This window comes from Streptomyces sp. NPDC059142, from assembly GCF_042755665.1.
In the GTDB taxonomy this organism is placed as follows: domain Bacteria; phylum Actinomycetota; class Actinomycetes; order Streptomycetales; family Streptomycetaceae; genus Streptomyces.
Window position 1 is genome coordinate 30762 of the sequence record NZ_JBHZDA010000061.1, and the last position, 14282, is coordinate 45043.

General features: G+C 72.4%; 13 protein-coding genes. 9 read left to right on the forward strand and 4 right to left on the reverse strand.

The genetic code is table 11. The features are described 5' to 3' along the window. The first annotated feature begins 336 nt into the window (after positions 1-336). Entirely contained in the window at positions 337-1452 is a 1116-nt protein-coding gene (locus tag ACFXPK_RS21700) for an alpha/beta hydrolase (RefSeq protein ID WP_385077741.1), read from the forward strand. A gap of 65 nt (positions 1453-1517) precedes the next feature. Here ACFXPK_RS21700 and ACFXPK_RS21705 read toward each other — a convergent pair whose 3' ends face one another. After that, positions 1518-2702: an ABC transporter ATP-binding protein gene (locus tag ACFXPK_RS21705; protein WP_385077743.1), complete on the reverse strand. Its 1185-nt coding sequence runs from the start codon at positions 2700-2702 to the stop codon at positions 1518-1520. 153 nt (positions 2703-2855) lie between these two features. Between ACFXPK_RS21705 and ACFXPK_RS21710 the strand changes: the two genes are divergently transcribed. The 4 genes from ACFXPK_RS21710 to ACFXPK_RS21725 all read left to right on the forward strand — a co-directional run bounded on the left by ACFXPK_RS21710 (position 2856) and on the right by ACFXPK_RS21725 (position 6755). Further along, entirely contained in the window at positions 2856-3548 is a 693-nt protein-coding gene (locus ACFXPK_RS21710; RefSeq protein ID WP_385003834.1) for an ABC transporter permease, read from the forward strand. Between the two features lie 2 nt (positions 3549-3550). Further along, positions 3551-4300 (forward strand): ABC transporter permease, encoded by a 750-nt coding sequence (locus tag ACFXPK_RS21715; protein ID WP_385077746.1) that lies wholly within the window; start codon positions 3551-3553, stop codon positions 4298-4300. Positions 4301-4435: 135 nt separating this feature from the next. Further along, positions 4436-5425, forward strand: coding sequence for an ABC transporter substrate-binding protein (locus tag ACFXPK_RS21720; protein ID WP_385077749.1), 990 nt, complete (start codon positions 4436-4438; stop codon positions 5423-5425). Positions 5426-5600: 175 nt separating this feature from the next. After that, positions 5601-6755 carry a hypothetical protein gene (locus ACFXPK_RS21725; protein ID WP_385077751.1) on the forward strand — a complete coding sequence of 385 codons (1155 nt, stop codon included), beginning with the start codon at positions 5601-5603 and terminating at the stop codon, positions 6753-6755. A gap of 84 nt (positions 6756-6839) precedes the next feature. On the opposite strand, the gene ACFXPK_RS21730 is transcribed toward ACFXPK_RS21725, so the two are convergent. Continuing rightward, a complete protein-coding gene (locus ACFXPK_RS21730; RefSeq protein ID WP_385003828.1) occupies positions 6840-7991 on the reverse strand; it encodes an NADH-quinone oxidoreductase subunit D in 1152 nt (383 codons plus the stop codon). A gap of 105 nt (positions 7992-8096) precedes the next feature. After that, positions 8097-9077: an SAM-dependent methyltransferase gene (locus ACFXPK_RS21735; RefSeq protein WP_385077754.1), complete on the reverse strand. Its 981-nt coding sequence runs from the start codon at positions 9075-9077 to the stop codon at positions 8097-8099. A 167-nt stretch (positions 9078-9244) separates the two neighbouring features. Here ACFXPK_RS21735 and ACFXPK_RS21740 point away from each other — a divergent pair, with 167 nt between their 5' ends. The 3 genes from ACFXPK_RS21740 (at position 9245) to ACFXPK_RS21750 (ending at position 11827) form a co-directional block, all read left to right on the forward strand. Next, positions 9245-10441 (forward strand): sensor histidine kinase, encoded by a 1197-nt coding sequence (locus tag ACFXPK_RS21740; RefSeq protein WP_385007768.1) that lies wholly within the window; start codon positions 9245-9247, stop codon positions 10439-10441. Positions 10442-10547: 106 nt separating this feature from the next. After that, positions 10548-11219, forward strand: a complete 672-nt coding sequence (locus ACFXPK_RS21745; protein WP_385007770.1) for a response regulator — start codon at positions 10548-10550, stop codon at positions 11217-11219. A 5-nt stretch (positions 11220-11224) separates the two neighbouring features. Then, positions 11225-11827: an AAA family ATPase gene (locus ACFXPK_RS21750; protein WP_385077758.1), complete on the forward strand. Its 603-nt coding sequence runs from the start codon at positions 11225-11227 to the stop codon at positions 11825-11827. A 286-nt stretch (positions 11828-12113) separates the two neighbouring features. Here ACFXPK_RS21750 and ACFXPK_RS21755 read toward each other — a convergent pair whose 3' ends face one another. Continuing rightward, on the reverse strand, positions 12114-13289 hold the full coding sequence (locus ACFXPK_RS21755) for a threonine aldolase family protein (protein ID WP_385002327.1): 1176 nt from the start codon (positions 13287-13289) through the stop codon (positions 12114-12116). Positions 13290-13424: 135 nt separating this feature from the next. Between ACFXPK_RS21755 and ACFXPK_RS21760 the strand changes: the two genes are divergently transcribed. Next, a partial coding sequence (locus ACFXPK_RS21760; RefSeq protein ID WP_385077764.1) for a Rossmann-like and DUF2520 domain-containing protein occupies positions 13425-14282 on the forward strand: 858 nt, incomplete at its 3' end.

Consider the following 14282-nt stretch of genomic DNA (forward strand, 5'->3'; position numbering starts at 1 on the left):
GAACCGCCGGCCCGCGGTGACCCGTCGGACCGGAGTGACCCGCCGGACCGCGGTGACCCGCCGGAACGGGGCGATTCGGCGGGATGCGGTGACCGGGTGGCGCGCGGTGACCCGTTGGAGTGCGTTCCGGGGGACTGCCCCGTCCCTTCCGGAACCGATCCTGATTTATCCCCATCTAGCGTCACAGACATCGCTTCCCGTGGCTCCGCGAGAGAGTGAGTGCCCGAGTCCGCTGCTTCTTCGCGGGCCGGACATTTTGCGCTCTCTAGGACGGGGCTTTCGGGGGACGGGTTCCTCTGCATCTGGGAAAATCTCACGGAAGAAAGCTCGGTCGACATGGGTCTCACCAGTCGTAAAGTCCTGGCCTTGGCCGTTCTGCTCGCCCTTCTCCTGTTCGTCGCGACCATCTGGCTCTGGCCGCGGCTCTCGCGCCGTTCCGCGCGGGCCGTGCTCGGCAGGATCGGCCTCACGTTCGCCACCCAGGTGGCGATCTTCGCCGCGGTGGGCCTGGTGGCCAACCAGTACTTCCTCTTCTACGGCACCTGGGGCGACCTCTTCGGCCAGGAGCAGGAGCTGGGTTCCGTGGTCGGCCCGGCGGCGGCGGACGGCAAGCACGTGACGGTCATGGACACGCAGCGCACGGCCGTCCCCGGAGGGAGCCGGCCGACGACGGCCGGGCAGATCCAGAAGGTGGCCGTCGCGGGGGAGAGCTCGGGGATCGACTCCACGGCGTACGTCTATCTGCCGCCCGAGTACTTCCAGCCGCAGTTCGCGCGGCAGACCTTCCCGGCCGCCGTGGTGCTCACCGGCTACCCGGGCGTGGCCGAGAACCTGATCAAGGGCCTGAACTACCCGTCGACCGCCTGGAAGCTCGCCCGCGGCGGGAAGATGCAGCCGATGATCCTGGTGATGCTGCGGCCCACGGTGGCGCCGCCGCGCGACACCGAGTGCGTGGACGTCCCGGGCGGCCCGCAGACCGAGACGTTCCTCGGCAAGGACCTGCCGCTGGCCGTGTCGAAGACGTACCGGGTCAAGACCGCGCCCCGTAACTGGGGCATCATCGGCAACTCCACCGGCGGTTACTGCGCCCTGAAGATCGCCATGCACCACTCGGAGCGGTACGCGGCGGGCGCCGGGCTCTCCGCGTACTACAAGGCCGCGGAGGACCCGACGACCGGTGACCTCTTCCACGGCGACCAGAACCTGCGCAACCGCGCCGACCTGCTGTGGAGCCTGGACCACGGGCGGCAGGGCGAGTCGTCGCTGCTCGTCACCAGCTCCAGGAAGGGCGAGCGGAACCTCAAGTCCACCGAGGCGTTCATCCAGAAGGTCAAGGCGCCCTCGGAGGTGTCGTCGATCATCCTTCAGAGCGGCGCGCACAACTTCAACACCTGGCGCCGGGAGATCCCGCCGGCCCTGGAGTGGATGTCGGGCCGGCTCAGCGCGAACTGAGCCGGCCCGGACGTCCGGGGTGCCCGGCCACACGGGGCGCCCGGCCACGCGAGGCGCTCGGGCGCTCAGGGGGCGACGAGCTTGCTGACCGTCTCCAGCTCCACGTCCGTGCGGGCGATGGCCTGCGCGTCCGCGTCGATCGACCGGCGCAGCGCCTCGTGCAGCCGCGCCGGGGTGAGGACGCCGAGGAACCGGCCCGTCTCCTCCCGGTCGATGACCGCTATCCAGCCGGCGTCGTGCTGGAGCATCGTGGCGAACGCCTGCTTGAGCGAGGCGCCGACCGGCAGCCACGCCTCCATCCGGCGCGCGTGCTCCCGTACGGTGCCCGCCCCCGCCCCGCCCGCGGCGGCCCGGTCGGCGGAGAGCCAGCCGTGCAGATTGTCGTCGGAGTCCAGGACGACGGCCCAGCGCGCGCCCTCCTTGGTGAGCTTCGCCGCGGCGCGCGGGAGCGGGTCGTCGAGATGGACGACGGGCGGCTGTTCGAGGTCGCCCTCCTCGATGGGGGTGACGGAGAGCCGCTTCAGGCCGCGGTCCGCGCCGACGAAGTCCGCGACGTACGGGGTGGCCGGGGCGCCGAGCACCGCCGCGGGGGCGTCGAACTGCTCGATCCTGCCGTTCCCGTACACGGCGATACGGTCGCCGAGCCGGACGGCCTCCTCGATGTCGTGCGTGACGAAGAGCACGGTCTTGCGCACGGCCGCCTGGAGCCTGAGGAACTCGCTCTGGAGGTGGTCGCGCACGACGGGGTCGACCGCGCCGAACGGCTCGTCCATCAGCAGGACGGGCGGGTCGGCGGCGAGGGCGCGGGCCACCCCGACGCGCTGGCGCTGGCCGCCGGAGAGCTGCTCGGGGTAGCGGTCGCCGTAGACGGACGGGTCCAGACCGACCAGATCGAGGAGTTCCGCGGCGCGCGCCCGGCCCTTGGCGCGCTGCCAGCCGAGGAGATGCGGGACGGTCGCGGTGTTCTCCAGGACCGTCTTGTGCGGGAAGAGGCCGACCTGCTGGATGACATAGCCGATACGGCGCCGGAGGCTGACCGGGTCGATCGCGGATATGTCGTCCCCGTCGAGGAATATGCGTCCCTCGGACGGTTCGATGAGGCGGTTGACCATTTTCATGGTGGTGGTCTTGCCACAGCCGGAAGGTCCGACGAGCGTGACCAGTTCGCCCTCGGAGACCTCGAAGGAGAGGTCGTCCACAGCGGTGGTGCCGTCCGGGTACCGCTTGGTGACATGCTCGAATCGGATCATGGTTCCCCATTGTGCGGCGCGTTGTGTGAAGGCAATGTTGCTGGAATGTGGCGGGCTTCCGCGAATGTCAGAGGTCGGGGATAGGGTCGCCGGAGCAGGAGGTTGTGGAGGCCGACGCGTGTGCGCGCGGCCGGACGGGGGAGGCGGGGGTGGATGGGTACGCAAGGATGCCTGGCGGCGAACGACTGGATCTGCGGGGAATATCTCCGCTCCCGTAGCCAGGAGTTGATCGACGCCACGGTCCAGCACGTGTGGATCACGGTGGTCTCGGTCGCCATAGGACTGCTGGTCGCATTTCCGCTCGCGCTGCTCGCGCGGAGCAGGCCCGCATTCACCGCCCCCGTACTGGGCCTGACGACCCTGCTCTACACGATTCCCTCGCTCGCGATGTTCTCGCTGCTCCTGCCGGTCTTCGGACTCTCCGCCGGTCTGGTGATCACGGGTCTCGTGCTCTATTCGCTGACCATTCTCGTACGGAACATCATGGCGGGACTGGCGTCGGTGCCGGAAGAGGCCCGGGAGGCCGCCCGAGGGATGGGGTACGGGCCGGGGCGGCTGCTCTGGGAGGTCGAGCTGCCGCTCGCGCTGCCCGCGCTCATGGCCGGCCTGCGGATCGCCACGGTGTCGACGGTCGCGCTGACGACGGTCGGTTCGATCGTGGGGCGCGGCGGGCTCGGCAATCTCATCGACGACGCGTTGCAGAGCTTCTTCAAGGCGCAGGTGCTGACGGCGTCGGTGCTGTGCGTGCTGCTGGCCGTCCTGGCCGATCTGCTGCTGCTCGGGGTCCAGCGCGCGCTGACGCCCTGGACCCGCATACGGACGCGCGCGGCGAAGGCGGTGGGGTGAGCATGGGGTTCCTCGGGGACGCGTGGGGCTGGCTGACGACGGGGGCCAACTGGTCCGGCGACGGCGGGGTGTGGCAGCGGCTGGAGGAGCACATCCTCGTCAGCGGCGTCTCGATGGCGCTCGCCTGCGCGATAGCCCTGCCCCTGGCGCTCTTCCTGGGGCACATCGGCAGGGGCGGCGCGCTCGCGATCAACATCTCCAACGTGGGGCGGGCGGTTCCCGTCTTCGCGGTGCTCGCGCTCTTCATGGTCTCGCCGCTGCGCAACTCCGGCTCGGTGCCCACGATCATCGCGCTGGTGCTCTTCGCGGTGCCGCCCCTGCTGACCAACGCCTATGTGGGCATGCGCGGGGTGGACCCCGCGGTGGTGGAGGCGGCTCGGGGCATGGGGATGTCCGGGCGCCAGGTCTTCGTCCGGGTGGAACTGCCCCTGGCCTACCCGATGATCATGACCGGGCTGCGGTCGGCCGCCGTGCAGGTGGTGGCCACCGCCACCATCGCGGCGATGGTGGGCCAGGGCGGGCTGGGCCGGATCATCACCGCGGGGTTCAACACGTACGACACCGGGCAGGTGGTCGCGGGCGCGCTGCTCGTCGCGCTCCTGGCGCTGCTCGTCGAGGGCGCGCTGGTGGCGCTGGACCGGGTGATCGACCCGGCGCCGTCCCTCGCCGGGGTGGTCGCCGACGACGAGGGGCCCGGCGCCCGCACGACCGACCGTGCGACGACGGACGACCGGGTGAAGACGACCGTGTGACAGCGAGCGCCCGACAGCGAGCGCCCAGGACAAGTACCCACGACGAGTACCCACGACGAGTGCCCGACGACGAGTGCCCGACGACGACCCGTGTGATCACGACAGCTTTTTCTGCTTCTTTGGAGAGTGGACATCATGAGCAAGACCTCGCGTTTCGCGGGCGCGGTACTCGCGGTGGCGGCGCTGAGCGTGTCGCTCGCCGCGTGCGGCGGCGACAGCCTGGAGAAGAACAAGAGCGGTGCCGACTCCGGTTCCGGCGCGGCGTCCGGATCGGGCGGGAAGGGCTCGCTCGTCGTCGGCGCCGCGGCCTTCACGGAGTCCAAGGTGCTGGCGGAGCTGTACGCCCAGGTGCTGGGCGGCGCCGGGTACTCCACGTCCGTGACGACCGTGAAGAACCGTGAGCTGTACGAACCGTCCTTGGAGAAGGGCGAGATCGACGTGGTGCCCGAGTACGCCGCGACGATCACCGAGTTCCTCAACGCCAAGGTCAACGGGGCGAAGGCGGCGCAGGAGAAGCCCCTCGCGTCCAGCGACGCCGCCGCCACGGTCGCGGAGCTGAAGAAGCTCGCCGAGCCGCGCGGGCTGAAGGTGCTGCCCGCCGGGCAGGCCGTCGACCAGAATGCCTTCGCCGTCAGCAAGGAATTCGCCGACAAGAACAACCTCAAGACGCTTTCCGATCTTGGAAAATCCAAGATCAAAGTCAAGATCGCGGCAGGCGACGAGTGCGAGGTGCGGCCCTTCTGCGCCCCGGGTCTCAAGAAGACCTACGGTATTGATGTAGCGGGCATCGACCCCAAGGGAGTCGGTACGCCGCAGTCCAAGCAGGCGGTCAAGGACGGCGTGGACCAGATGGCCCTCAGCTCCACCACCGACGGCACGCTCGACAGTTACGGACTGGTGGTGCTGGAGGACGACAAGAAGCTCCAGAACGCGGACAACGTACTGCCGGTGGTCAATGCCAAGGACGCCGGTTCGCAGGAGATAGCGGATGCCCTCGGCAAGCTGACGGACACCCTGACGACCGCGGATCTCGCGCAGTTGAACCTCAAGGTCGACGCCGAGCGCGCCAAGCCCGAGGACGTGGCCAAGGAGTATCTGGAGTCCAAAGGTCTGGTCAAGAAGTAGCCGGAGAGCGGCGCGTGAACGGTAAGCGGACGGTAAGTCGCCGCAGGCAAAACGGAGTTCTGTAGCGGAAACAGCGGGCGGACGGGAGGGATGGGGGAGGGGAGACGACAACAGGCCGGGAAAGATTGTCCGACCGGTTCCCCAATCGGCGTCCACGCACGGTAAATTTCAGGCCATGCCACGTGGACGCCACCGCCATTCCCCACCCCTCCACAAGCTTCTGCCGCCGACGGCGGTCGCCGGAGCCGCGGTTCTCTGCGCTGCGGGCTCCTGGCTGCTCGCGGATCCCCTGGTGCTCCGAGGACTGATCGCCGCGACCGCCGCCGCCGCGGTCAGCGGCGCCGTCTTCATGCGGAGCTGGGACCGGAACGCGGGCCGCCGGGTCGCCGAGCTGACCCGCGGCCGGGAGAGCGACCACTGGAAGACCGAGGAACGTATCGCCGAACTGGAGGCGGACGTCGAGGAGTCGCGCGAACTGCGCGCCAAGCTGGACGCCAAACTCCGCTCCAAGCGGATCGAACTCGCGGGCCTGCGCGGCGAGCACGCCGCGCTGCTGCGCCGGTACGCCACGGCGGAGACCGAGCGGGCGACCGCGCTGGAGGGGCGGCGTCAGCTCGCCCTGGAGGCGGCGGCCGAGCCCAAGGCGCTGACCGCCGCGAGCGCCGGCCCGGTCAAGGACGCGTACGTCGGAGCGGCGCGCGCCCTGGACGAGCTGACGCGCAACGGCGTGGCCCAGCAGGTGAAGCGGACCGTCGAGGCCGCCCGCGCCCGCGATCTCGCGGAGCGGGCGACGGAGGCGGAGGAACCGCAGGGGAAGCACGCGGCGGCCGTCGGCGCGGAGCAGCACAGCCGCCCGTCGTCCGCCTCCTCCGCCCCGACCGCGCCCCCTGTGCCGATCGCGTCCGCGATCGTCCCGTACTCCCCGGCGGGCCGGCCGGGACGCCGCCCCGAGGGCGGCTTCGACTTCTTCGGCGCCCAGTGCGCCCATCTCCCGGAGCCCGGCGACGCCGCCCAGCACGGCGGCGCACCCGACGGCCCGGAGAGCGCCCCCGGCCCCCGGGACGAGGCGGCTCCTGTGACCCCGACCGCCCCGACCGCCCCGGCGAACACGGCGGAGACGCGGCCGGCTCCGGCCGCCGCCGCGCCCGTACCCCTGGACCGGCTGGCGCGTGTGGCGCGTGAGGACCTTGCCGACGTCGTGGGCGAGGAGGCGCTCGCCGAGCGGCGCAGGGCCGACGAGCGGGGGATCGGCCAGGTCATCGACCTGACCGCGCACGACGAGACGGAGCAGCTTCCCCTCGGTGAGCTGCGCGGCGCGATCAGCTCGTAACGCCGGAAGCCGGAAGCCCGGAAGCCGGACGCCGCGCCTCGTGGGCCGGTTCGGGCAGGCCCCCGAACCGGCGCACGGGCCGGGCTACTTGTCGATGTCGCCGACGACGAAGAACAGCGACCCCAGGATCGACACCATGTCGGCGACCTGCGTCCCGGGCAGCAGCTCGGTCAGCGCCTGGATGTTGTTGTACGAGGCGGAGCGGAGCTTCAGCCGGTACGGCGTCTTCTCGCCCTTCGACACCAGGTAGTAGCCGTTGATGCCGAGCGGGTTCTCCGTCCAGGCGTACGTGTGCCCCTCCGGCGCCTTCAGCACCTTGGGCAGCCGCTGGTTGACCGGCCCCGGCGGCAGATCCACGATCCGGTCCAGACAGGCGTCCGCCAGCGCGAGCGCGTTGTGCGTCTGCTCCAGCAGGCACTCGAAGCGGGCCAGACAGTCGCCGTCCTCGCGGGTCACCACCGTGAGCACGTCCGCCAGCTCGCCGTACGCGAGGTACGGCTCGTCGCGCCGCAGGTCGAAGTCGACCCCGGAGGCGCGGGCGATCGGCCCCGACACCCCGTACGCGTGGACCGCCTCCCGTGACAGCGCCCCGACGCCGCGCGTACGCCCCCGGAAGATCTCGTTGCCGAGGACCAGCCGGTCGTACACGTCCATCCGCGAGCGCACATCGGCGATCGCGTGCCGGGCCCGGCCCAGCCACCCCGCGGGCAGATCCTCCTTGAGGCCGCCGACCCGGTTGAACATGTAGTGCATCCGGCCGCCGGAGACCTCCTCCATCACGGCCTGAAGCTCCTCGCGCTCCCGGAACGCGTGGAACATCGGGGTGATCCCGCCCAGTTCGAGGGGGTACGAGCCGAGGAACATCAGATGGTTGAGGACCCGGTTCAACTCGGCGAGCAGCGTCCTGAGCCAGACGGCCCGCTCGGGGACCTCCATGCCGAGCATCCGCTCGACGGCCATCACTACACCCAGCTCGTTGGAGAACGCCGACAGCCAGTCGTGGCGGTTGGCGAGCATCACGATCTGCCGGTAGTCGCGCGCCTCGAACAGCTTCTCCGCGCCCCGGTGCATATAGCCGATCACCGGCTCGGCCTGCCGGATCACCTCGCCGTCGAGCACCAGGCGCAGCCGGAGCACCCCATGGGTGGAGGGGTGCTGCGGACCGATGTTGAGCACCATGTCGGTGCTCTCCGCCGCGCCGCCGATGCCGACCGTCGTCCGGGTGGTCTCCGTCATGGGCGACAGTCTCTCAGAGACGCGCGGACGGCCCGCGAACCCCCTTCGCCGTCCTCCGCGTCAGAGGTCTCGGCGTTCCCGCAGTTCCCCCGGCTCTCGTGGCTCTCACGGCTCCCCCGGCTCCCACAGCGCTCCCGGGGGGATCCCGGCCGGCTGCGTCAGCCAGCCGAAGTCGCCGAGACCGCCGCGCGCCGTCAGCTCCGCCGCCTCACCGGCCGCCGCGAGCGCCCGTACGTACGCCGCCGGGTCCGAGGACGCCAGCGCGAGCGGCGGGCGCGCCCCGCGCACGCCCAGCCGGTGCAGCGCCTCGCGCTGGCCCAGCAGCTCGGCGCCGGGCAGCGGGCAGGCGTCCGCGCACGCGTCCAGTGCCACATGCGCGGTGAGATCGCGGGTCCCGTCCGGTACGGGGGCCACCTCCCGGCCCGCCCGGAAACCGGTGAGCGTGCCGAACGGCGGCCGGGCGTCCCGTACGTGCGCGTAGTCCACGGCGACCGCGAGCCCCCGCTCCAGCGTGGAGACCGCCGCCGCCCACGCCTCGTCGCGCGGGCGGCCGATCTCCGCCCGGGTGCCGGGCCCGGCCGGCGGCCACCAGCGGTCGAGCCACCGCGCGTCGGCGCCCTCGACGGGGCCGCCCAGCTCCTCGGAGCCGTCGGGCCGTACGAGGACGTACCGTACGACCCCCTCGGCATCGGTCTCGGCGATGTCGAGCGGCACGTTGTCCAGCCACTCGTTCGCGAAGAGCAGCCCGACCGTCCCGGCGGGCGGCTCCGCGCACCACTCCACGCGCGGGTCGAGCCCCGGCGGGCGCGGGGCGCGTTCCACGGCGTACGGGTGCACCGTCAGCCCCTCGGGAACCGCCGCCAGCACACCGGTCAGCAGCTCGCCCCGGCCCGCGCCGACATCGACGAGCGCCACCTCGTCACGGCCGAGCAGCCGCGCGGTCCGCACCAGCAGCCGGGCGACGGCCCCGGCGAAGAGCGGGGAGGCGTGCACCGAGGTACGGAAGTGGCCCGCTGGGCCCTCGGGGCGCAGATAGAAGCCGCCGGGGCCGTACAGCGCGGCCTCCGCCGCCGTACGCCAGCTCACCGGCCCGGAACCGGGCCCGCCGCTCCACGTCTCCCGCGACTTACACGTCTCACCCGTCACGTCATCCGTCACGGCCCCCAGTCTCCACCTTGGGGAGTAGGCTTCCGCCGACCGGATCGATCCTCCGGTTGACCCTCCGGCTTATCCGCTTCCCTACGCTGGGTTACGTGCAGCGCTTCTATGACTTTCTCCGACGACACCCGACGGGCGTCGACAGCTTCTGGGCTGTCCTGCTCTTCGGGATCTCGCTGTTGTGGGCGGTCCAGGAGAACACCGGCGTTGAACCACGGCTGATCGCGATCGCCCTGACCGTCCCGCTGTGCGTGGCGGTGGCGCTGCGGCGCCATCTGCCCGAGTACATGCTGCTGCTGGTGGCGGCCGTGGGCGTCGTACAGCTCGCGCTGGACGTGCATGTCAGCCCGGCCGACTTCGCGATGCTGGTGGTCATCTACACCGTCGCCGCGCGTGGCGGAACGCGCTGGGGCCCCCGGTTCGCGCTGGTCGGCGGGGTGCTCGCGGCGCCGCTGTCGCAGCTCCGCTGGCCGGTGGACGAGGCGGGTGTCGCGGGCCGGATCTTCTTCACCGCCGTGCTGACCGTGCCGTTCCTGCTCGCCTGGGTGCTGGGCGACTCGATGCGGACCCGCAGCGCCTACTTCGCGCAGTTGGAGGAGCGGGCCACCCGTCTGGAGAAGGAGCGCGAGGCGCAGGCGAAGGTGGCGGTCGCCGCCGAGCGCGCCAGGATCGCCCGCGAACTGCACGATGTCGTCGCGCACAACGTGTCGGTGATGGTGGTCCAGGCCGACGGCGCCGCCTATGTCCTGGACGCCGCGCCCGACCAGGCCAAACAGGCCCTGGAGACCATCTCGACCACCGGGCGCCAGGCGCTCGCGGAGATGCGCAGGCTGCTGGGCGTGCTGCGGACCGGGGACACCAAGGAGACCGGCGAGTACGTTCCGCAGCCCGACGTCGGCCAGATCGAGGATCTGATCGAGAAGGTACGGGAGGCGGGGCTGGCCGTGGACTTCAAGATCGAGGGCACTCCGAGGCCGCTGCCCAGCGGCGTGGAGCTGACCGCGTACCGCATCGTGCAGGAAGCCCTCACGAACACGCGCAAGCACGGCGGGCCCGACGTCGGTGCCAGCGTCCGGCTCGTCTACTTCGACGACGGGCTCGGCCTGCTCGTCGAGGACGACGGGCGGGGCGCCGCGCACGAACTCTACGAGGACGGCGGCGCGGACGGGCGCGGACACGGGATGATCGGCATGCGGGAGCGGGTCGGCATGGTCGGCGGCACGCTGGACGCGGGCCCGCGCCCCGGCGGCGGCTTCCGGATCAGCGCGCTGCTTCCGCTGAAGGCGGCCTAGGGTCTTTCGTTAGGTCTGCCGGGGCGAACCCGGGACGCATTCCTCCGTTCCCGTCGCCCCGCTACCCTCCGCACCACAGATGGCCCCTACCGGACAAGGAACCCCGATGTCGATCCGCGTGATGCTCGTCGACGACCAGATGCTGCTGCGGACCGGCTTCCGTATGGTGCTGGCCGCGCAACCGGACATGGATGTCGTCGCGGAGGCGGGAGACGGCGCCGAGGCGATCGAGAACCTGCGCACCACCGAGGTCGACGTCGTGCTGATGGACGTACGGATGCCCAGACTGGACGGTGTCGAGGCGACCCGCAGGATCTGCGGGGTGCCCGGCGCGCCGAAGGTGCTCATCCTGACCACCTTCGACCTCGACGAGTACGCGTTCTCCGGGCTCAAGGCGGGCGCCAGCGGCTTCATGCTGAAGGACGTGCCCCCGGGCGAGCTGCTGAACGCGATCCGCGCCGTGCACAGCGGTGACGCGGTCGTCGCGCCGTCCACGACCCGCCGTCTCCTCGACCGCTTCGCGCCGATGCTGCCCAGCAGCGACAAGCCGCAGAACAAGGAGCTGGGACGGCTGACCGAGCGGGAGCGCGAGGTCATGATGCTGGTCGCGCAGGGACTCTCGAACGGGGAGATCGCCGGGCGGCTGGTGCTCTCCGAGGCGACCGTGAAGACACACGTGGGCCGGATCCTCACCAAGCTCGGGCTGCGCGACCGCGTCCAGGTCGTCGTCCTCGCGTATGAGACGGGCCTGGTCAGGGCGGGCGGAGGAGCCGGCTGACCGCGATGCTGCTCTGGCTCAACGGCCCGTTCGGCGGCGGCAAGACCCAGACCGCCTCCGAGATCCTGCGGCGGCTGCCGGGCAGCGTCGTCTGCGACCCGGAGCACGTCGGCTTCGGGCTGCACCGGATGCTGCCGCCCGCGCTGCGCGACGACTTCCAGGATCTGCCCATGTGGCGGCAGGGCGTGTACCAGATGCTCGACCTGGCCCTCAGAAAGCACCCGGGCACGGTGATCGCGCCGATGACCCTGGTCGATCCCGGCTACTTCGACGAGATCGTGGGCCGGCTGCGCGAGAACGGCCACGACGTACGGCACTTCGCGCTGCTGGCCGAGCGCGCGACCGTACTGCGGCGGCTGACCGAGCGCGGCTGGGGGCGGGGGCTGCAACGGGAGAGCTTCGCCGTCCGGAGACTGGACCACTGCCTGGAGGCGCTGGCCGCGCCGCGGTTCGCCGAGCATCTGCGCACCGACCGGCTGACGCTCCCTCAGGTCGCGGACCGGGTCGCCGCGTCCGCCGGGCTGCGGCTCGCGCCGAACACGTACGGACGGCGGCGCCACCGGCTGCGGCAGATCCGGGTCGGACTCCGCCACATCCGCTTCGACTGACCCCGGGCGAGGACCCGGGCGGGGCGCCGCGACCCCCGGGCCGCGGGGGGGGGCCGGCGCGCCGGGGGGGGGGGGGGCCCCCCCGGGTGCTCAATAGGGGGGTCGCCCACCCACACCCCCGTTCCCCTTCCCCCGGGGTTGTCCCCGGGGTCCCTGGCCCCCCCCCGCCGGGGGGGGGGGCGCAGGGACGCCGTACGGCAGCACCTGCGCGACCCCTACCGCACGGCCCGGACCGGCGGTCCGCCACCCGGGGGCGGCGCCCCGTGACACGCCGCCCGGCCGCCCTTCACCCCGGCGTGTCCAACTGCCGCTCCTGCTCAGCCTGGACATGGTGTACGAAGTCCTCGACCGCAGCCCGGACCTCCCGCGCGGTCCACTCCAGACCCGCCCGCCCCACGGTCACCTCCGTGAAGGCGATGCCCGGCGGGCCCGCGGGCGCCGGGTACCAGGCGCGGAACAGCGTCACCCCCGTCTCCTCGGCCTGCCGCACCGCCGCCTCGCTCAGCACCTCGGGCTCGTACGGCAGCCACACCCGGAACTGGTGGGTGTGCGGCGGCTCGGGGTGGACGCGGAACCACGGGACCGGGGACGCGGCCAGGCCCCGCGCCAGCTCCGCGGCCACCAGCCGCGCGTGCGCCACGTACGCGGGCAGGCGGGGCAGCTCGCGCTCCAGACCCAGCAGGGCCGACAGGGCGGCCGGGAACTGCTGGAAGACCTGGCCGCCGTAGCGGTGGCGCCAGGCGCGCGCCTCCTCCACCAGCTCCTCGGGGCCCACCAGCGCCGCCCCCGACAGCCCCTCCAGGGACTTGTAGAACGACACGTACACGCTGTCCGCCAGGCCCGCGATCTCGGCCAGCGGCCGGCCGAAGTGCGTGGCGCACTCCCACAGACGCGCGCCGTCGACATGCACCACCGCGTCCCGCTCGCGCGCCGCCTCCACGACGGCGACCAGCTCGTCCCAGGACGGCAGGACATAGCCCGCGTCCCGCAGCGGCAGCTCCAGCATCAGCGTCCCGAAGGGCTCCGCCAGGTCCCGTATCTCCTCCGCGGTCGGCTGCCGGGGCTCCCGCGTCGGGCCGACCGTGCGCAGCCCGCTCACCGCCGACAGCGCGTCCCGCTCATGGACCTCCGGATGCGCCAGCGGATGCACCGCCACCGTGCTGTTGCCCGTACGCCCGGCCCAGCACCGCAGCGCCACCTGCTGCGCCATCGTGCCCGTCGGGAAGAACGCGGCGGCCGGGAAACCGAGCAGCCCGGCCACCCGCCGCTCCAGCTCGGCGACGATCCCGTCCCCGTACATGTCCGCTTGGTCGTCCGGGCCGTGCACCTCGCCCGCGTCCGCCGCCAGGGCCGCCAGCCGCTCGCCCAGCCGCAGATCCATGGCGGGGCGCGCCAACGCCCGGTGGGACGCCCGCCACGCGTCCAGCCTCCGCAGCCGTACGGCCTCGTCCGTCCCGCTCATCGTGTTCATGGACCGAATGATGGCCCACCCCGGGCCCGCCGTGGCGGGCCTGTGGACAGTGCCCACAGCCTGTGGACAACTCGGGTGGTGGTGCGAAACGCTGGCGTAGCATGGCGAGAAATCGTCCGGTACCCCCTGCGGACTGGAACGGAAGGCCCTCGCGTGAACGCATCAGCTCAAGAGTCCTTCGACCCCCGGGACCGCCCCGCGCGGCTCACGGTCGGTGTCGTCGGCGCCGGCCGCGTCGGACCGGCGCTCGCGGCAGCGCTCCAGCTCGCCGGTCACCGCCCGGTCGCCGTCTCGGGCGTCTCGGACGCCTCCGTACGGCGGGCGGGCGCCCTGCTCCCCGACATCCCGCTGGTCACCCCCGCCGAGGTGCTGGCCCGCGCCGAGCTGGTCCTGCTGACCGTCCCCGACGACGCCCTGCCCGGTCTGGTCGAGGGGCTGGCCGAGACCGGCGCCGTACGGCCGGGGCAGCTCCTCGTCCACACCTCGGGGCGGTACGGCACACGCGTCCTCGACCCCGCCCTGCGGGCCGGCGCCCTGCCGCTCGCCCTGCACCCCGCGATGACCTTCACCGGCACCTCCGTGGATGTCCAGCGGCTGGCCGGCTGCTCCTTCGGGGTCACCGCGCCCGAGGAGCTGCGGCTGGCCGCGGAGGCGCTGGTCATCGAGATGGGCGGCGAGCCCGAGTGGATCGCGGAGGAGTCCCGCCCGCTCTACCACGCGGCGCTCGCCCTGGGCGCGAACCACCTGGTCACCCTGGTGGCGCAGGCCATGGAACTGCTCAGGGCCGCCGGTGTCGCCGCCCCCGACCGGATGCTCGGACCGCTCCTCGGCGCCGCCCTGGACAACGCGCTGCGCTCCGGCGACGCGGCCCTGACCGGGCCCGTGGCGGGGGGGGGGGGGGGGGGGGGCGCCCCCGGCGGGGGGGGGGGGGGCGCGCGCCCCCCCCCCCCCCCGCCGCCGCGCCCACAGCGAGAGAGGAGCTCA